Origin of the sequence: Asaia sp. As-1742, from assembly GCF_011753235.1 — a bacterium.
Taxonomy (GTDB): Bacteria; Pseudomonadota; Alphaproteobacteria; order Acetobacterales; family Acetobacteraceae; genus Asaia; species Asaia bogorensis_B.
This window is the reverse complement of sequence record NZ_VWWA01000006.1, coordinates 65,140-83,783: the sequence shown is the minus strand read 5'-3', so window position 1 is coordinate 83,783 and position 18,644 is coordinate 65,140. Positions and strand designations below refer to the sequence as shown.

Genomic DNA, 18,644 nt, shown 5'->3' with positions numbered 1-18,644 from the left:
GCAAAGAAAGTGAGTTCGGTGCTAATATTCAGGATAAATAGCGAGATATAATGACCTTGCGGATTGCACTGAAAGGCATACCTGGCCCAATGTCACTATTACACAACACACAGAACGTAGTTCGTGATTTGGTAAATGTTTGTAAAACGCATGAAAATCCATTTATCATACCATAGTGCAGGATGCTGGCGTTGCGTTCAGTCGGTCCCGATACAAGCAGTCCGCACCCGTATTCCAAGTCTCCATAATGTGCGTCATTGGCAGAAAATCGATTCGCGCTGCTGAGACGACCATCCCGCAAGCGCCCAGGCGATAACATCAGGTTAAGATGGAAAGGATCGAGAAGCTCGTTGCTCAGAAGTGCGTCATGCCAGCGACACAGATCAACAGCGCTGCCACGCATTGCGCCAGCAGCACCAGCTTGCGAAACGTCCAAATAGGCTGCGTTCTCGAATGGCGCTCCACCGCTCTTGGGAGAACTGTACCCCGAGGCACGATCGACAACCACCTCGCTTGGGGCGTCGACAGCGAGAGACCTCAGCCCTAGAGGTTCAAAGACCAGTTCCGACATTGCTTGCGAGAATGGGGTGCGGGTAATACTTTCTATGATTGCACCGAGGACAATGTAATTAGCATTGCTGTAAAGCCAGGCAGCGCCCGGATCGAAATCGAAAGGCTTCGTCTGACGAGCAATCTCGGCAGCCAATTCAATCTGTGTCCTCGCGGGCATCGCACAGGTCGGGTCATCGCTTCCCCCTTCGTCGCTGTGTAATCCCGCCGTATGGTTCATCAGCTGCATTACTGTTACGGGTTTCAGCACCCCTGCGGATGGTAGATACGCGGCAGGCGAGTCATGAACGTCCAGACGACCCATTTGCGCCAGCTTCAGGATCGCAGCGGCCGCGAATTGCTTGGTTAGAGAGCCGATACGAAAGATCGACCTCTCTGACACGGCTGTTCGAGTCTCGAGATTGGCAAAACCCCAGCCGCACGCACCGATTATAGTTGATGGGCGCCCTATAGCGACGGACACGCCCGGGCATGCATGACTTTTAATTGCCTCCATGACCGCGTGCTCGATGTAGTGAGCATCGCCAAGCGCTCTAGCATCGGCGAAAGCCGCCGTTGCCGCCGTGGCAGGAATACTCGTGATTACACTTCGCCGGGAAACTGACCCACTCATTTTTTATCCGCCACTACAAGAGAGCATCGCCACTATTGCTTTCCATCCAGATCCTATTGGCAGATGTCGGCACGTTCCGGCCTAAGCCGGGCTTATGCAATACCCTATAGAATTCAAAGATGGTGAAACCAGGGGATCAATCATGAATTGCGTGTACGTATATCTTCACCCATTCCATGTATCACCGCCAGTAAATCAATTTGTTTTGCGGCGATGATCCGCCAGTTTCAGGCCTGCGGCACAGCGATACCCGACCGCCAGAGCATTTCGCGCAGGAGGGAGTTCTGCTGGCGTAATTCCTCAATCAGGTAGAGGTTCTCTTCCTCACGTTGCTCGAGCTTGTCCACGCGTGCGTTCAGGCGCACGAGATCCTCGCGTTGGGAAGCAATGGTGGTGCGGGCGTTAGAAGCCCCAAACCCGATCAGCCATCTTATCGTGAAAAGAATACCCCCAACAACGGCAGCCCACCATGGTTGGGGTTGATAGGCCTCGTTCATGAAGAAACATCCACTATTGAGGGATCGCAACGCGCTTTGTCACGTATGGCATTGGTCGTCAGAAATGAACGTCGCTCGACCTGAGATCCGGGGACAGACAGGGCGAAGCCCATGTGACCGGAACGCTCAACCGGCAGGTCTGCGGCCATTTTGATCAAACTGGTGATCACAACCCGACCCAGCAACCCGAGCCCGGTGTTCTGCGCCAATCGTTGTTCCGCAAGACAGACCTTCGGGCGTGTCAAAGGGCCGTACTGTGAGAAACACGTTGCGCCGGAATGTGGGGCAAACGGCGGAAGCGGACAGAGCGCTCAGATAGATTTCGTGGGTCATGCCGGGTCTCCTATGCGTGTGGGGATGCCAGCGTTATTGAACCACCCTCCCGCGTCATTATCAGGCTCGGTAGGAAGGGCCCTCAGCCAGGCATCCATCGTGTTATCCGTCACCACAGAAAGCGGTGCGCCGGGTGCAGGCGGCGCACTTGCCGGGAAAAGAGACGGGCGGGCACCGATACAAATTTTCGCATCAACCTGCAGGCTCGCACCAAGGCTGGTTAGGGCGCAGACCGTCACAGTTTGCAGGCCCGGCACTGTCCATTGCAGCCAGGCCGTCGCGATTGTTCCAAACAGGCTTGTCCAGGCCTGTTTTGCGCCGGCCCCTGCATCGACGCGGAAGGAGGAGATGAACTCTCCCGGGGCCAGAAGAGCATCGAAATCAATACTGTAGTCTCCCCCGCCATTGAGGGCCGAGGGTGGCCAGACAAGTTCCGGGTGAGATTTTGGATAGCAGCCCTGACCTGCAGGCTCCCTTACGGGCCGCAGGATATTGGCGCTAGGACGCCATGTCATGAATGTACTCCTGGAAGAATTATACAAAGCAGCGGCCATGCTGGCGCAGAGCCTCGTATGGCTCGACACCTGGTGATTTGAGGCACGATCAGGCTTTTTGCGGGTGCATCCCGGTTGCCGCGGCCTTATAGGCGCATCCACGCGGGAAAAGGCGTCTCGCGCGCGTTTGCGGATAGCGCGACAGGGAAGCGATGAAAGTAATCGGAATATATTTCGGGTTCAGGCCCGATGCTCGTCAGTGATGAGCAGTGCTGGTCAGATTCTGGGTGTCCAGATACTGGCAGTATTGGGTTCAGATAGCATAAATATCTGAAAAGATCTACTTTAGAGAAGCCGTCTGCCTCTCAAGCGATCCTGCTACGGCATGCGTAGTGATATGATACACGGGGCGGCGTGCCCAAAAAGCACGCCGCATGATGGTTTCAGAATTCGCTGGATAGCGTTGCCAGTGCGGCGAAAGGCGAAGCGATCTTGTAAGTCGGCGTCGACCCTGCAATCGTCTTGCCAAAGACACCCGTGGTCGGGTTGGCGTTGGCCTGAGGCGACTGGATCCAGTTCAGATAACGGTTGTCGCTGATATTCTGCAGGTTGAGACGCAGGACCGGGCTTTTGAAGATGCTGACTTTCGGCAGGCGGTAGCCGAGGCCGATATTCATGCGGACATAACCCGGGATGCTCTGATCATTCATGAATGTCGCGTATTGACGTCCGACATATTTGAGATTGAAGTTCGCAAAGCGGGTGCCATCGTCGTAATCGAGCCCAAACCCGACCTGCCATGCCGGCGCCTGCGGTGCCTTTTTGCCCGCGCTGCGTACGTAATCGGCACCTGTTCCCGAACCGGCAGGCACATTGCTGTCGGTCACGGCATGCAGATATTCAACCGACAGGTAAGGGCGGATGTTATGCATCGGGCGCGTGCCGATTTCCGCATCGAAGCCATCCGAATGCATACCGCCCGCATTGATATTGGTCGAGTAAAACGCGCCCGAGGCAGGGTCCTGAATAGACTGTGTATAGAGGCGGTTCGTGAAATTGTAATGGAAATAGGTGATCGAGGACGAAATGATGTCATCCTGATAGCGCCAGCCCGCTTCCTCGGAGATCGAGATTTCTGCTTTCTGGTCCGGGTTGGCGAGGGTCGAATACAGGCCCGTCTTCTGATTGAAGCTCCCTGCATCGTAGAGCGCGTAATTCTGCGGCATGCGGAAATTGGTGGAGACCGAAACAAAAACCTGGTTGTGCCGGTCGATCTTGTACCGGATTGCCGCTGTCGGGAGCGCCTGATTGTAATCTGTCGTGACGTATTTGTTGCGTACATCCGGCAGGTAATTCGTCCCCGAGCGTTTGACGATCGAGTATTTGAGGCCTGCATCGATCGTGAGTTTGCCACGCAGCAGCGACAAGCTATCGCCGATGAACGGCGTATGCACCTGCGTCTGCGTCAGCGTATTACGATATTGAGCCTTCGCGCCATTGCTCAGCACGACATTGTTTTCGTCACCCCACTGGCTGAGCGGCGTGCCATCGGCTCCAACAAAGCTGTAAGGAGCCGTCTGACGCTGCTTGGCATATTCAAACCAGTAGCCAATCATCAGGCGGTTGATGCCAGTGGTCAGGGTGAGTTTGGTGGTGGCACCCGGACGATATGTTTCGGTAAGCGAGGGATTATAGAGAACCTGCATCCCCTTTCCGACGCCATTGACCGAGCCAGCCAATGTCTGCTTACCATAAACGAATTTCGACATATCCGTGTATTGGGCGCCGCCACCATTACCATAGCCGTACCAGAAATAGGGCGTCTCGGTCAGAACGAGATGATCGTTCAGACGGAAGGTCGAGGGCATTGAGGCGTAGATATTGGTGAAGGGGTTCGGGCGGGTCTTATAGTAATTGGATGAGCCAGCCTTTGCCGGGGTGTAGTAATTGGCCTCATAAACCGTGTTTGGCGGGTCGGACGGGCTGAGGCCGCTGCCACCCACCGGGTTGGTAAAGCCCGTGCCCCACTTGTCCCAGCTCGCCTTGGTGACATTGGGATAGGCATTGTTCTGGATGTTATTGCCCACCACAGCAAGGGAGACCCGGTTTCCATCGCCCCAGTCATTCACGATCTTCATCTCACCATGCTTCTTGTTGTCCCAGCCAGGGCCACGCCAATGATCCTGACGCCCCTGAGAGTAGGAGAAATAGGAGCGCAGATTGGTGTTGCCGATCTTGCCGGTATCAAAACGCAGGAAGCCGCGTGTGGCATTGAACGAGCCATAGGTCACATCGACCATGCCACCCATCTTGTTCTTCGGATCGATCATGTACATGTCGACCACGCCGCCCGAGGCACTGATATGAGGGCTGTCGAGATCGGCAGAGCCCTGAGCAAGGCGCACGGTTTTCAGATTTTCCGCATCGACAATTTCCTGCGGATAGACAGCAAAATTGCCGATATCGTTGATAGGGAACCCTTCAAGGGTAAAGCCCATCTGGGATTCCGTCAGGCCTCGTACGGAGAGGTTGCCGCCCGTCATGCCCAACGGATCGGTGTCTGACACATTGGCGCCCGGCAGCAGGGCGATAAGCTGCATCGGGTTCAACGCGGGATTTTGTTTGGCAATGAAGTCGCGCGTTACGGCCGAGACCGATTTCGGGCTGTCAGAAGGCGTCATCAGGCCGCCGCCAAAGGCACGACGGGTAACACCGTCCCCATAATTATGCCCGGTTACTTCAATGCGCTCGTCGGTTGGCGAGGTTGCGCCAAGCATGGAAGGGGCGGAGGAATCGCTGGTGGCAGATCGTCCACTGGGGCGGCTGCTCTGAGCGGCAGCCTTTCCTTGCGCGGTGTCCGAGTTGAGATGGGTGTCCGCCGATTTGGCGCTGGCAGCAGATATAGTCAGCGCTGCGAGCGCGGTTGTGCCGAACAAGAGGGCCGTGCGTGAAAACATGATGTCGATCTTCCGTGCCGGGGGGCGGCTTCAGTATCACTATGTAACGTTGCGGCTCGCAGCTGCGCCTCGAAGCACCGGAAAGTGGCACTGCAGGCGGCATTTGAAAAACCGCAACATCTTGCAGACCCTCGTCTAAAAGAAAATTTATGACAGTGATGTGAAATGGAACGACAGCGAATCATGATCCTGTCTACTATGTCAGAAAAGCCACAATTGATACGTTTCGACATAATAGGCGCGATAGTGCAGGCTTCACGATACGGGAACAGCGCGTCGCTACGTTGTCATCTTACGTCCGTGTGACCGCCACGGCGCGAGAGCGTCGTACGGGGTGGGGTACCCTGCGGATTACCCTTAGGGCGGAGGCGATCAGACCTGCCGCCCGTGCATCGAGCAGCGGGATGATCCACTGCAGGCGTCGACGCTCAAGCGCTCCTGCCTGAAGGGTCAGGCCGGGAGCGGTTCGATGCCTTCCTCGGTGCCGGGGTCGGTCAATGGGGGGCGGGCATCGAACGGCAGGTCGTCCATCGTCAGGGCCAGCATGGCGAGTGCCATCTCACGCTCACCCATGATCACGTGATCAGCGCCGAGCTCCTTCAGATGGTCGACGGCGCTGTCGAAATGAGCACGCGCCACGATCCGTAGCCCGGGGTTCAGGGACCTAGCCTGAGCAATGATCTGGCCAGCCTCGAAGGGTTCGGGAATGGCCACCATCAACAGCCTTGCCTGTTCAAGGTTCATGGCCTTCACGACGCGTGACTCTGCCGCATTGGCGAGCATAAGCTCGACATCGGGCAGTGCCGCGAGGGTATCAGGCACCTTTCCGGTTTCAACCACCAGAACTGGCCAGCCATTCTGCACGAGGCCATCGACAACCAGGCGCCCCACCCGTCCGCACCCGACGACGACAGCATGCCCAATAAGGGCCGTCGGCGTCGGAGGAGGGAGAAGAATACCTCCCTCATCCTTTGCGGGTGTTTCCGGTGTGGGGCTGTGCCGTGTGATCCATGCTTCAATGCGCTGGGTCGCCATAAGGATAAACGGATTACTCAGGATCGACAGGATCGACGCGCCGAGGATCAGATCCTGCGCCTGACCGTCCAGAACCTTCATCTTCATTCCCAGCGCGGCAAGGATGAAGGAAAATTCGCCGATCTGGGCAAGGCCGCTCGCGATGAAGAGCGTGGTATTCCACGGCTGACGCAAAAGGCGAAGAATGGCGATGACAGCGAGAGGTGTGCCGACCAGAATAACCAGAAAGGTCAGGATGAGCGGGACAGGTTGCCGTATCAGCACGAGGGGGTTGAACAGCATCCCGACCGAGATGAAGAACAATACGGCGAAGGCGTCTCGAAGGGGGAGGGTCTCGGCTGCAGCGCGATGGCTGAGTTCTGACTCGCTCAGTACCATGCCGGCAACAAAGGCACCGAGAGCAAACGAAACGTCGAACCACTCAGTGGCGATGAAGGCCACCCCCAGTGCCAGAGCAAGCAGCGCGAGACGGAACAGTTCACGCGATCCCGTATGGGCCACGTAGTGCAGTATGGCCGGGATGACCCGCCGCCCGATCACAAGCATCAGCGCCATGAACGCCGCGACCTTCCCTAGGGTCAGTGCAATCGCCACAGCAAGACCTGAGAGGCTGAAGCTGGAATTGCTCCCGCCGCTCATGATCGGCGCGAAAATCGGCAGAAGCACCAGGGCCAGAACGGTCACGAGATCCTGGATGATGAGCCATCCGACCGAGAGCCTGCCGCGCTCGGTCTCGATAAGGCGTTGTTCCTGAAGGGTTCGCAGCAAGACGACTGTACTAGCGACACTGAGCGCAATACCGAAGATCAGGCAGGCGCCAGGCGACATGCCAAGTGCCCAGGCAACGCCGGCACCGATCAGGATGGAAGCGGTGATCTGCAGTAACGCGCCTGGGACGGCTATGGCTTTGACCGATATCAGGTCTTTCAGGGAGAAATGAAGCCCGACGCCGAACATGAGCAGAATAATGCCAATCTCGGAAAGCTCGGCTGCGAGGGGCTGATCAGCGACAAACCCCGGTGTGAACGGCCCTACGGCGATACCCGCAAGGAGATACCCAACCAGCGGAGATATCCGGATACGCTGTGCGATCGTGCCAAGGATGAATGCAAGCCCAAGACCAATGACGAGGATACCAATCAGGGGCGTGTCGTGACTCATCGTAATTCGAGATCCTGAACATGAAGACAAGATAAAGATATATAGGCGACACAGAAATAATCTGGCCAGTTTCGCAATGTGTCACCCAAGAAATCCGTAGCAGGGCGAGGCCCTCAAGGCGGATAATTCGTGAGGGATAACGATGGAGGTTTTGCTTGTGCTGAGCCTTACTGTAAGAGCCCTTTCGCCCACGACAATTTTGTTTTGCCGATTATTACGGGTTCGCATAACGGTGTCTGACATGGCGCAGTTGCCATGTCAGATTATGTCTCACCACAAGTTGTAATCGTCTGTTTCCAAGGGGCGCACCTGACGCTTCTAGCTCTGGACCTCTCCCTCAGATGTGGCTGTTCAGTCGAGCTTTTGCATCCGCCGCGCAGCCCGCTCATGCTCACGGAGGATGATATCAAGGCCAGACTGGCAAGGTTGACCATCCTCTACGAGGATCCGGCCATTGACGATTGTCGTCCATGCTGTTGCCGGAGCACAGCGTAAAAGCGCCTCAACCGGGTCGCTGAGTGCCCCGGCCCTTGAGAAGGGGGGCAGTTCCCATATCACCAGATCGGCGCAGGCGCCCATGCGAAGATGGCCGATTTCGTCTTCACGGCCCAGACATGCCGCGCCGCCACGTGTTGCCATATCCAGCGCATCACGGGCTGTCATGCTGTGCGGGCCATTGCGGTAGCGCCCCAGAAGCAGTGCCATACGCGCTTCCAGCCAGAGGGATGCGTGATCGGTCGAGGCAGAGCCGTCGCAGCCGAGCCCCACTTTCATGCCACGGCGTCGCATGTCCATCGCATCCGCCGCGCCACCGCCGATCATCATGTTCGAGCAGGGGCATTGTGCCATGCAGACACCCTTATGCGCCAGGCGATCGATCTCGTCACCACTGGGATAGATGTAGTGCGCGACCCATGAGCGCTCGCTGGCCCAGCCCGAACGCTCGAAATATTCTGTTGGGGTGCAGCCATACACATCCTGACAATATCGGTCCTCGTCGTGGTCCTCCGCCAGATGGGTGTGCAGGCGCACATCGAGGCGCTCTGCCATGAGCGCGCTCTCTTTCATTATCGTCTCGGACACGCTGAACAGCGAACAAGGCGCCAGCGCCACACGGATCATCGCGCCGGGGGAGGCCTCATGATAGGTGCTGATCAGGCGCTCACTGTCAGACAGGATGACATCCTCGCTCTGCACCACGCTATCGGGTGGCAGGCCACCATCTTTCACCGAGCGCGTCATGGAGCCGCGCGTGGCATGGAAGCGAAAGCCGATATCCCTGGCAGCGCGGATCTGGGCATCGATCAGACGAGGCCGGGGGTGGACGTAATGATGATCCATCGATGTCGTGCAGCCACCAAGCAGTAATTCCATCATGGCGACATAGGATGAGAGATAGACATTCTCCTCATCAAGTGTGGCCCAGAGCGGATAGAGGCCCTGCAGCCATTCGAACAGGGTGCCATTCACCACAGGCGCGTAGGACCGCGTGAGGTTCTGGTACATATGGTGATGCGCATTCACCAGCCCTGGTGTGACGATCCGGCCTGCCGCTGAGATCGTGCGCCCGGCTTCAGGTCTTGGGGTCGTCATGGAGCCGAAACCGCGGACCCGGCCATTTTCGAGATAAATCCAGCCATTTGCTATTTCATGGCCGCGATCGAGATAGAGATAGGCATCCGTGATCAGGATGGAGGGTGACAAGGCGAGAGGCATGGCAGGCTCCTGTGAGCATGGTGCCGCTGGTGTTAAGGGGCACCCGGTTGTGCCGCACTTGGGGCGCCCATCTCACGGGGTGTCTCCGTCTGATAGGCTCCCGTTGGCCCTGTTCCGGATTGGCGGCAATCCGGATCGTCATCTCGCTTGGAAGAACGGGCGTAAAGATTATGGCGCCGTCAGGCGTGGTCCTTCCAGAAGCTGCGCTGCAACTCTGCGGCCTCATCCTCCAGCAATGGCCCCAGAACCTCCACCGGAGTCTGCCCGGCGGAGAAAACCACCCGGCAGGGCAGATCGAGTGTCGGATTTTCAGGGTGGGCGCCAGTCATGGCCTTGAGATGGGCCTCGGACTGCCCATACACCACTCGACCGATCCCCGCCCAGTAGATGGCCCCGGCGCACATGGCACAGGGCTCGGCAGAACTGTACAGTGTGTAACCGCGCAATCTTGTCGCCCCGAACATTCGGCTCGCCCGGCTGGCAAGAAGACGCTCGGCATGAGCTGTCATGTCCTGTCCCTCGGTGCTGTAGCCATTGCCCTGTTCCATGACGATCTCGCCGGTTTCATCTACCAGCAGAGCGCCGAAGGGATGATCGCCCGCAAGGCGGGACCGGTTGGCGACCTCAAAAGCCTGACGCAGAAACGTCAGATCGGTCTCGCTTGGGGGATGGCTCATGGTCTTTTCCTTCGTTCAGGCGGCGGCTCTGGCGGCGCCCGCGCCAAATGTGACACCACGGGCCTTGAGCCAGCGGCGATAGGCCACCGATGAACGGTCTGCCAGGGTGGGAATCTCGCTCGCGGCATCGAGCGGCATGGCAACCGGCCGCTGGCTTTCCAGAATGATGCGATCCTGCAAGAAGATCGTCTGCTGGAACTCCACCAGAGCATCAAGATCAGAGTGATCGTCGAGAAGAAACATGACCGGGTGGGCACGACATGTACCGGCCGTCATGGGCTGGACGAACAGCGCAATCACGTCCTTGCGCTGGTCATCATCGGGGCTGGTCTTGTACAGCAGCGTCGCGAACGGACCGGCAATACGGTAGATGTAGTCGGTCATGATGCCGCCTTCAGCCGAGAGCGCTGCCTGCGGCTGGAAAAACCGGCAATCCGTCGCCCAGATCTCCTTGCCGTCATCGCGTGTTTCGACGGTGTAACGCTGGACCTCGGTATGCGGCTCTGCGCCCAGTATGTCGGTATGCACGAAGGGGAAATGTGCCATATCGAGGAAGTTCTCAATCACGCGCAGCCCGGAAGCATTGACGGCCACCGACCCGCAGCACACAAGCCGGCGGTCGGGTTCATCGGCCTCATCGATACGGATCATGGCATCACGAAGAGAAGGATCGGTCGCAAGAGTGGTCCAGACATAGCCATAACGCTCGCAGCAGGGCAGGGCATGGGCACCATGCTCAACCTCGACCGAGCCATCCGCCATGCGTCGGAAACGAATGACGACACCGAGCAGCATGGTTTGCACCCAGTTGTCAGACAGGGCCTCGATCATCCCGAGCGGATACCACTGGCTGAGTGAGACCGGATCCACATTTGCTGGTGAGGTCATCCTGACAGCCATCCTCGTCGTTGCGATAACGGTTACAATAATATTGGTCCTGCACTTGTCAAAAAAAATATTACTGGCAGGATCAGCTGGTATGCAACGCCGTGATGCGGGAGCGAGGGACTATAGCCACTGCACTTCATCTCACAGGTCATTTCGACACTGAAGCATTCCGGTCTTTCGCCGAGGGCCGCGCACGCCTTCTGTCACTTGATATGCGCACAGAGCGTCTGGAGGCGACCGATATCGTGTTTGTCGTGAAAGGTGCGCAGCCTCTCGTCGGGATGTTCGTGATGGCCTGTCTGGTTGGGCCGGTGGGTTGCCTCGTCAATGATTGGACAGAAGGATACCGGCGATGATCCCTGTTGCCCTGTCAAAGGATCTGGCCCCGGGTGATATTGCCCCTGCCCGCCATAGGGGCCTGTCGCTTGTGCTTTGGCGCGATGAGGCGGGCATCGCGCATGCCTGGGAGGACCGTTGTCCCCATCGCGGCGTACGCCTCAGCCTTGGCTTCATGCGTGATAATCGTCTGGCCTGTCTTTATCACGGCTGGCAATTCGATACCGAGGGGCGCTGTCGTGCCATACCGGCCCATCCTGAACTCAACCCGCCCTCGACCATACGAACACGCCCCTATGACCTGATCGAAAAGGCCGGAATCATCTGGGTCGATCTCACCTCGGGCGATGACCGCCCTCTGATCGCCCCGGCGGAAGGGGTTTGGCATGGTGCGCGAAGCCTTGCCATACGGGCCACAGAGCACGACACGCGGGCAGCCCTCGTAATGGATGAGGGACAATGGCGTCTCTCTGCCGACCGCCTTCTGGCGCTTCACACGCCTGAGGAAGGGATTACCATGGTTCATCTCGCTGTACGCGATGCCACGCATCGTGAGCAGGCGGCGTCATGGCTGCTTCGGCTGCGTGATACATTGGAGGAGACATCATGCTGACGCTCAATGGCTGGGCGATCGACGAACGCAGCTATGCATCCCGGCTTGCAGCGTCATTGATGGATATCCCTCTGGCATTCGCGACCGATCGTCGCGCCGAGACCTTCGGTCCGACCCTGACCGATGAGATGGTCTCCTGTGTTGGCCTTTATGAGATTCTCGAGCATTTCTCACGCGCGTCAGAGACTGGCTGGCTCTGGCCCGAGGGCGAGGCGCGGCAGGTCATGAAATGGGCGCTCGATGGGATAGAGCTTTTTTCAGAGGCACGACGCGAGGCTCTGGCGGCGACACTTCCGCGCAAGGCCGAGACTGAGCCTGTCACGTTCCTGTTTCGTGAAATGGAAGATCGTCTGTCTGCGGGGGCATTCCGGGATGAGATCTGGTTTTCGGGCCGCATGATTGGCTTTGTGGATGTGATCCTCTTCCCGGTCGCCGCGCTGGGGCATGATCTGGACATTGCTATGGATCTGTATCCCGCTCTTCGACGCTTCATCCGTCAGGTCCGGCAGTTGCCCGGCTTTGTGGTCATGCCGGGAATTGCCTCATGTCATTGAAACGACCTGCTCTCCTGACCCGCCGTGGACTGCTGGCCGCGGGTGGATGTGCCGCTCTGACAGGAAAGGCGAGCGCCGCGCCGCGCTTTGCCCCCATTGCGGAGGAGGATCTGCTAGTCGGGTTTGGCCACACCAGCCCGATCAATGATGGTGGCTGGACGCAGATGCATGACAAGGCCATCCGTGCTCTAAAATCGCATTTCCCGCGCATGCGCTCGCTTTATGTCGAGAGCATACCGTACTCGGCTGACGCAACCCGACTGTTCAGACAGTTTGTGGCCGAGGGCGCACAGATGGTGATCTCCACCTCGGATTATGGTGATTTCATCAAGGACGTTGCGGATCAGGCGCCGGATGTGGGCTTTCTCGAATGTGACGGCAATAATGTCACGGGTAATCTGGGCTGGTATTACATCACCCACTGGTACGCCAGCTACGTGATTGGCATCGCCGCTGCGCGACTGAGTCACAACGGCAGGCTGGGTTATATCGCCTCCTTTCCTACAACATCGGTCATTGCCAGCGCCAATGCGACGCTGCTTGGCGCCCGCTCGGTCAACCCTGAGGCGACCATGCGGGTCATTTCCATCAACTCGTGGTTCGATCCCCAGGCCGCGGCCTCGGCGGGTGCAGCTCTGATCGATAGCGGCTGCGACTTCCTGTGCGGCATCATGGACGACCCCGGTTATCTGCGCGTTGCGCAGCAGCGGGGTGTCTGGGCCGCCATGTGGAACACCGATATGCGGCAGTTCGGTCCTGACGCCTATGTCAGCTCTGTCGTGCTGGATTTCGAGGATTATTACCGCGAGACGATTGCCGCACGCCTTGCCGGACGCTGGCGCCCCACCGGCACTTTCCTCAAGCTTGGTCATGGTGTCGATCGCGATGCCTGGGGCAAGAATGTGCCTGATTCCATCCGCCGGGAAGCCGATGCAGCGCGCGAGCGCATGCTGGCGGGCTGGTCGCCCTTCACCGGGCCGATAAGAGACTCCAAGGGGCAGATCCGCGTGCCGGCGGGGCACACCATGAGCGACATGGAAATCTTCCACTGGAACTGGCAGGTCGAGGGAGTATCGGGACTTGTCTGACCTCTCACATCTCGCGGAAGCCAGACCGGATAATCTGCCGCCCGGCGCACCGCCTCTGCTTACCCTCTCCGGAATCGCGAAGTATTTTCCCGGTGTGATCGCAAACAAGGATGTCACGATCGATTTCTATCCCGGCGAGATTCATGCGCTGCTGGGTGAAAATGGCGCAGGCAAATCCACGCTCATGAATATCGTGACCGGCCTTTACCAGCCCGATGAGGGCGAGCTGATCCTCGATGGTTATGGTGTGCGCCTTGAAAGCCCCGAAGCAGCGATCGCGGCCGGTATCGGTATGGTACATCAGCATTTCAAGCTGGTATCGCGTTTTACCGTTGCGGAAAATCTGGCGCTGGGGTGGCGCGAAACCGGGAAATGGCTCTCGGCAAAAACACTCGCCCGACGCGCAGAGGCGGAAGCCGCCCGGTTTGGCCTCGACATTCGGCCTCAGGCACCCATCGACAGCCTGACCTCTGGCGAGCAGCAGCGCGTTGAAATCCTGCGTGTCCTCTCCCGCGGGGCACGTCTGCTTATCCTCGACGAGCCGACAGCTGTGCTGAGCCCGCTTGAGGTGGGCGAGCTCTATGCCGCATTGCGTCGTTTTCGCGATGGGGGCGGGGCCGTTATCCTGATCAGTCACAAGCTTGATGAGATCATGGCACTGGCGGATCGCGTGACTGTGCTGCGTCATGGCCGTGTCGCTGGCAGCCACAGGGTGGACCACACTGACCCTTCCACCCTCGTAACCGAGATGATCGGGCGTCCTGTCGAGCAAAAGACGTCCTATCCGCGCACGACGCCTCAGGGGAAGAGCGAGACGGTCATACGGCTGCACGAGGTGAGCTTTCGGGATAGCGCGGGCCGCCTGCGGTTGCATCCGCTATCGCTCGACATCAGGGCGGGCGAGATCCTTGGGGTGGCGGGCGTGACAGGCAATGGCCAATCCGAACTGGCTGATCTGCTTGCCGGACTCAACGCGCCGTTGACAGGTTCTGTCCATGTCGGTTCGACAGACATGCGCGGGCAGGGGCCGGGTGCCTTTCGTGAGGCCGGCATTGGTTATGTTCCCGAGGACCGGCTGCACAAGGCCCTCGCCCCGGCGCTCGGCGTGACCGAGAATGCCGTCATGCGCGTATTTCGCTCTCACCCGGTCGGCGGGCGGATGGCCTACCACGCCAGTCAGGCGCGCGCGTTCACGAAAAGCCTGCTCGAACAGGCGCGTGTGACGGTGCAGGACCCATCCACGCCGATGCGTGGTCTCTCGGGCGGTAATCAGCAGCGCATGGTTCTGGCCCGTGAGCGGATGATCAGTCACCGCGCCCTGATTGCGAGCTATCCGAGCCGTGGCCTCGATATCGGGGCGATCTCCCTGATGCGTGAGACACTGGCCGAAATCCGCGACGAGGGACGGGCCGTTGTTCTCGTGTCAGAAGATCTGGATGAACTGATGGCGCTAAGCGACCGGATTGCGGTGCTGTGCGCCGGTATGTTGATGACCATCGTTGAGCGCAAGGATTTCGACAGGGCAAGACTGGGGGCTCTGATGAGTGGCCGCGCAGGGGAGACCACAGCATGAGCCGAAGAATCCGCCTTGCTGTGGTTCCGGCCCGCCGCATCCTGATCGGGCGCCTTCTGGCATTGGGCTTCGTTGCGCTCGTTCTGGCGCTCGTTCTGGCCATTCTCGGTTTGCCGCTCGGTATGGTGCTGGGACTTGTCGTGACCTCGACCTTCGGTACTGTTTTCGGTCTCGAAAATCTCGCGCTCTACATGACGCCCTTGCTTATGACGGGTGGTGCGGTGTGGTTGTCTCTTCGCGCCGGGTTATGGAATATCGGCGCCGAGGGCCAGTTTCTCGCAGGTGCCACGGCAGCGTCGGCTGTGGCCCTGTTCCTGCCCATGCCATTGCCACTCTTCTTGCCTCTGGCGATGCTTGCCAGTCTGGCGGCTGGCGCCGCGTGGAGCGCCGTGCCGGCCGCAGGGCGGGCATGGCTTGGCGTCAGTGAAATCATCACCACGCTTTTGCTCAATTTCATCGCGTCGTTCGTCGTCTATTACCTCGTCACAGGCCCCTGGGCCGATCACGTCACGGATGCGCAGGTGTCGAGCCAGCGTCTCTCGGTTGCGATCCCCACGATCTATGGCGTCGTGCACTGGGGTGGAATTATTGCAATCGTTCTGGTCGTGGCTATCGGCTATCTCCTCAAGCGCAGCCGTTTCGGTTACGAGCTGACGCTGTGCGGGTCCAATCCCGAGGCCGCGCGCTACGCCGGGATCAGGGTTGCACCACGGCTTTTCGTCGCCCTTATGGCGTCTGGCGCTCTTGCCGGACTTGGAGGGATGATGGAGGCGCTGGGTACGGTACACCGGCTTCAGGGCGGCCTCGCGCACGGCTATGGCTATCTCGGTATCGTGGTCGCGTTGCTGGCGCGCCATTCCGCCTATGCCCTTATCCCCGCTTCGTTTCTGATGGCAGTGATCCTTAATACCGGGATCGTTTTGCAGACCTTGCAGGTAAGCGCGTCCTCCGTACTGGCGATCACGGGTTTGCTGGTTTTTGCCATTGCGGTGAGTGACGAGCTTGCGGCCTATGTGCGCCTGGAGACACAGAAATGACCGTATGGATCCCTCTGGTTCTTCATGCGCTGGCTTATGGCAGTATCCTCGCTCTGGCCGCGCAAGGCGAAGTCATTGCCGAACGCGCTGGGGTCATCAATCTTGGTGTCGAGGGGCTCATGGCCCTTGGCGCGGTTGTTGCCGTGCTTGCCGCAGATGCCTCCATGTCGCCCTGGATGGGCTGTCTGGCGGCGCTTTGCACGGGTGGTGCAGGGGCGCTCGTGCTCGGGCTTGCTACGGTCAATGGCTCGGCCAACCAGACACTCTGTGGCGTCGCCCTGACCTTTCTTGGGTTGGGGCTGAGCGCGGTTATCGGCCATGCCGTAGCAGGTTTGCCCGTTGCCGCGGTTTTCGACAACTGGGCGATCCCGGGTTTGAGCAGCTTGCCGGGCATTGGGGTTCTGTTCAGTCAAAGCCCGTTCGTCTATCTCGCCTTCGTCATCCTGCCCGCTTTGTGCCATTGCGTCCTTTTCCGCTCCCGCCTCGGGCTGAGCCTGCGTTCGGTGGGCGAAAATCCTGCTGCGGCTGATGCTGTCGGTATTCCGGTGCGCCGCTATCGACTAAGTGCCGTGGTGGCTGGCGGGGCGTTGGCCGGTCTGGCTGGCGCCGACATGACCCTGTCGGTCATGCCCGTCTGGTCAGAAGGGATGATTGCCGGTCGTGGCTGGATTGCGGTGGCGCTGGTCATTTTCTGCGGTTACCGCCCGGTCTTTGCGGCGCTGTCGTCCCTGTTATTCGGGCTCGTCATGTCGCTCAGCTTCTTCGGACAGGCGCAGGGCTGGCCGATTGCCCCGGCCATACTGAACATGACCCCTTATCTCGGCACCATTCTGTTCATGATCCTGCCCGCTCTCCTGCTGCCCGGTATGCGTCGCCTGATGGCGGCGCCAGCCGCACTGGGCACACCCTATTTCCGCGAGGAACGCTAGACGGTTTCGAAAGCTGGAGGGGCCTCACTTTTTCAGGGGGGCTTCCCTCCGGTTCCGTTTCTGCTGGTGTCAGAACGACCAGACCGCGTCGCACGAGAACCAGAGCATATTATTCGTGCCATGGCGCACAACAGGATCTTCAACCGTTGCCGCACGATTGAATGGCTGTGTTCCGTTGAGTGATTTGTCCAGTCTGATTTCGGGGCGGACCTGAAACTTGCCGAACTTGATATGGCGATTGACGAATTCGGGCTTGTACGTGACTCCGACCGTCAGCTCACCATAGGTTGTCGGGAGCGCGATATAGTAAGGGTAGGGCGCGTTACGCAGCATGTCGGTGTATGACGTCGTGCTGGTATAGGCGGCAATCGTGGTGCCAGTATTATCGCGAAAGATTTCGCCACGGAGATTGAGCCTCAGCGAAGGATTGATGTCCCAGGCGAGGTAGCTGGTCACACCATAGGCGTCATCACGCGTGATATCATCATGCATGTAGGTGGCATTGAGCGTGGCTGCCAGGCGATCACTGAAGTGATAGGTCAGCAGGACATCGCCATTATAAAGCATTTTGCTGTTGGCAGCGCGGCCGATCCCGATACTGGTCCAGCCATCGGCAGAGAAGCGGGTCGGCCCATTGTTACCTTGTGGCCCAAAATGCCCGATAACGTGCCCGTCCAGCTTGCCGTGCATCATATGCGCAAATGCGAGGCCGATATAGCCTTTCGGACGACTGTTATTGCCGGCTCCTCCGAAAGTGGTCGAATTACCGGCATCCACTCCCAGAATACCATCCAGTTGTGCGGTCAGGTGGGTGGTCGAGAGAACCCCGACCGTTTCGAATGGAACGATATAGGCGGAGGCATAATTGAAGGTGTAAAGCGGTCGCGCCAGCGCCGGGGTACCCTCTGCTCCAAGCAGGCCATAGATCTGCCCGATCTGAAAGTCGATCCCCCGTGATACCAGCCACGGCGCATGCAGATCGATATGAGCCTGCGTCGGGGCGATCTGATAGAGCCCGGTAATGAGCTTGTCCGCCATCCCGATTGTAGGGTCGAAACGGGCGTCAGAGCCGTAAAGGATCTCGGCAACGAAGCCGACGCCATACCCGCCACCGATCTCTGTTACCGGGTGCGATATCGACCCGAGAACCTGATTTAGGGTCAGCGTGTTGGCGCGATCTGTATAGAACTGGCCGAAATTGCGCCCCGAGCGTGTCCACGGGTTGCCGGCAATGCCACCCTGCACGCTGAGATGCGCCTCAAGCCCGTCCCAGTAATCAGGAGCCTTGCCGGGTGGTGGGCTGAAGAGATTGCCAATATGGCCTGTGCTCAGCGTGTCCGGCTCGTTCGGGTTTGGTGCATTGCCGAGATATTCCGATACCGGTCCGGTACCCGTTGTCGCTTTCCTGACGCGCGGTGCGGTACTTGCGGCGCGCTGTGATGCATCATCAGGAGAGCTTGCCGCCCCGCCGGACTCTCCGGCGCATAAGGCTGTGTCCGGTGCTGTTCCGACCCCGACGACAAGCAACATACCTGCAACGATCCCCGGGTGTGGGAAAGTTGTCATCTGATAT

15 protein-coding genes are annotated in these 18,644 nt (G+C 58.8%); 6 read left to right on the top strand and 9 right to left on the bottom strand.

Annotated elements, in window-relative coordinates:
• Positions 1–28: 28 nt before the first annotated feature.
• The 8 genes from F3J08_RS10900 to F3J08_RS10865 form a co-directional block, all read right to left on the bottom strand.
• Positions 29–1,183, bottom strand: a complete 1,155-nt coding sequence (locus F3J08_RS10900) for a serine hydrolase (RefSeq protein ID WP_166929917.1) — start codon at positions 1,181–1,183, stop codon at positions 29–31.
• A gap of 227 nt (positions 1,184–1,410) precedes the next feature.
• Positions 1,411–1,680, bottom strand: a complete 270-nt coding sequence (locus tag F3J08_RS10895) for a hypothetical protein (RefSeq protein WP_122039602.1) — start codon at positions 1,678–1,680, stop codon at positions 1,411–1,413.
• Positions 1,681–2,009: 329 nt separating this feature from the next.
• A complete protein-coding gene (locus F3J08_RS10890) occupies positions 2,010–2,528 on the bottom strand; it encodes a hypothetical protein (protein ID WP_166929916.1) in 519 nt (172 codons plus the stop codon).
• 422 nt (positions 2,529–2,950) lie between these two features.
• The gene (locus F3J08_RS10885) at positions 2,951–5,464 is read right to left on the bottom strand and encodes a TonB-dependent receptor (RefSeq protein WP_166929915.1); all 2,514 of its coding nucleotides are present in this window, start codon (positions 5,462–5,464) and stop codon (positions 2,951–2,953) included.
• Between the two features lie 450 nt (positions 5,465–5,914).
• Entirely contained in the window at positions 5,915–7,660 is a 1,746-nt protein-coding gene (ybaL, locus tag F3J08_RS10880; protein WP_166929914.1) for a YbaL family putative K(+) efflux transporter, read from the bottom strand.
• 351 nt (positions 7,661–8,011) lie between these two features.
• Positions 8,012–9,376, bottom strand: a complete 1,365-nt coding sequence (locus F3J08_RS10875) for an 8-oxoguanine deaminase (protein WP_205206934.1) — start codon at positions 9,374–9,376, stop codon at positions 8,012–8,014.
• A 179-nt stretch (positions 9,377–9,555) separates the two neighbouring features.
• Positions 9,556–10,053: a nucleoside deaminase gene (locus tag F3J08_RS10870; protein ID WP_122039607.1), complete on the bottom strand. Its 498-nt coding sequence runs from the start codon at positions 10,051–10,053 to the stop codon at positions 9,556–9,558.
• Between the two features lie 15 nt (positions 10,054–10,068).
• On the bottom strand, positions 10,069–10,941 hold the full coding sequence (locus tag F3J08_RS10865; RefSeq protein WP_166929912.1) for an aromatic ring-hydroxylating dioxygenase subunit alpha: 873 nt from the start codon (positions 10,939–10,941) through the stop codon (positions 10,069–10,071).
• A gap of 352 nt (positions 10,942–11,293) precedes the next feature.
• On the opposite strand from F3J08_RS10865, the gene F3J08_RS10860 reads away from it, so the two are divergent.
• Genes F3J08_RS10860 through F3J08_RS10835 form a run of 6 tightly spaced genes read left to right on the top strand, consistent with a single transcriptional unit; the run spans position 11,294 to position 17,071 of the window.
• On the top strand, positions 11,294–11,890 hold the full coding sequence (locus F3J08_RS10860; protein ID WP_166929910.1) for a Rieske (2Fe-2S) protein: 597 nt from the start codon (positions 11,294–11,296) through the stop codon (positions 11,888–11,890).
• Positions 11,884–12,444 (top strand): glutathione S-transferase family protein, encoded by a 561-nt coding sequence (locus F3J08_RS10855; protein ID WP_122039610.1) that lies wholly within the window; start codon positions 11,884–11,886, stop codon positions 12,442–12,444. The genes F3J08_RS10860 and F3J08_RS10855 overlap by 7 nt, the downstream gene beginning before the upstream one ends.
• Positions 12,435–13,532 (top strand): BMP family ABC transporter substrate-binding protein, encoded by a 1,098-nt coding sequence (locus F3J08_RS10850; RefSeq protein WP_166929908.1) that lies wholly within the window; start codon positions 12,435–12,437, stop codon positions 13,530–13,532. The genes F3J08_RS10855 and F3J08_RS10850 overlap by 10 nt, the downstream gene beginning before the upstream one ends.
• The gene (locus tag F3J08_RS10845; RefSeq protein WP_166929906.1) at positions 13,525–15,105 is read left to right on the top strand and encodes an ABC transporter ATP-binding protein; all 1,581 of its coding nucleotides are present in this window, start codon (positions 13,525–13,527) and stop codon (positions 15,103–15,105) included. Before F3J08_RS10850 ends, F3J08_RS10845 begins: the two co-directional genes overlap by 8 nt.
• On the top strand, positions 15,102–16,142 hold the full coding sequence (locus F3J08_RS10840) for an ABC transporter permease (RefSeq protein ID WP_166929904.1): 1,041 nt from the start codon (positions 15,102–15,104) through the stop codon (positions 16,140–16,142). Before F3J08_RS10845 ends, F3J08_RS10840 begins: the two co-directional genes overlap by 4 nt.
• On the top strand, positions 16,139–17,071 hold the full coding sequence (locus F3J08_RS10835) for an ABC transporter permease (protein ID WP_166929902.1): 933 nt from the start codon (positions 16,139–16,141) through the stop codon (positions 17,069–17,071). The genes F3J08_RS10840 and F3J08_RS10835 overlap by 4 nt, the downstream gene beginning before the upstream one ends.
• Positions 17,072–17,140: 69 nt before the next feature.
• Here the strand turns inward: F3J08_RS10835 and F3J08_RS10830 are convergent, their stop codons facing one another.
• Entirely contained in the window at positions 17,141–18,637 is a 1,497-nt protein-coding gene (locus F3J08_RS10830) for an outer membrane beta-barrel protein (protein WP_240149295.1), read from the bottom strand.
• Positions 18,638–18,644 lie beyond the last annotated feature (7 nt).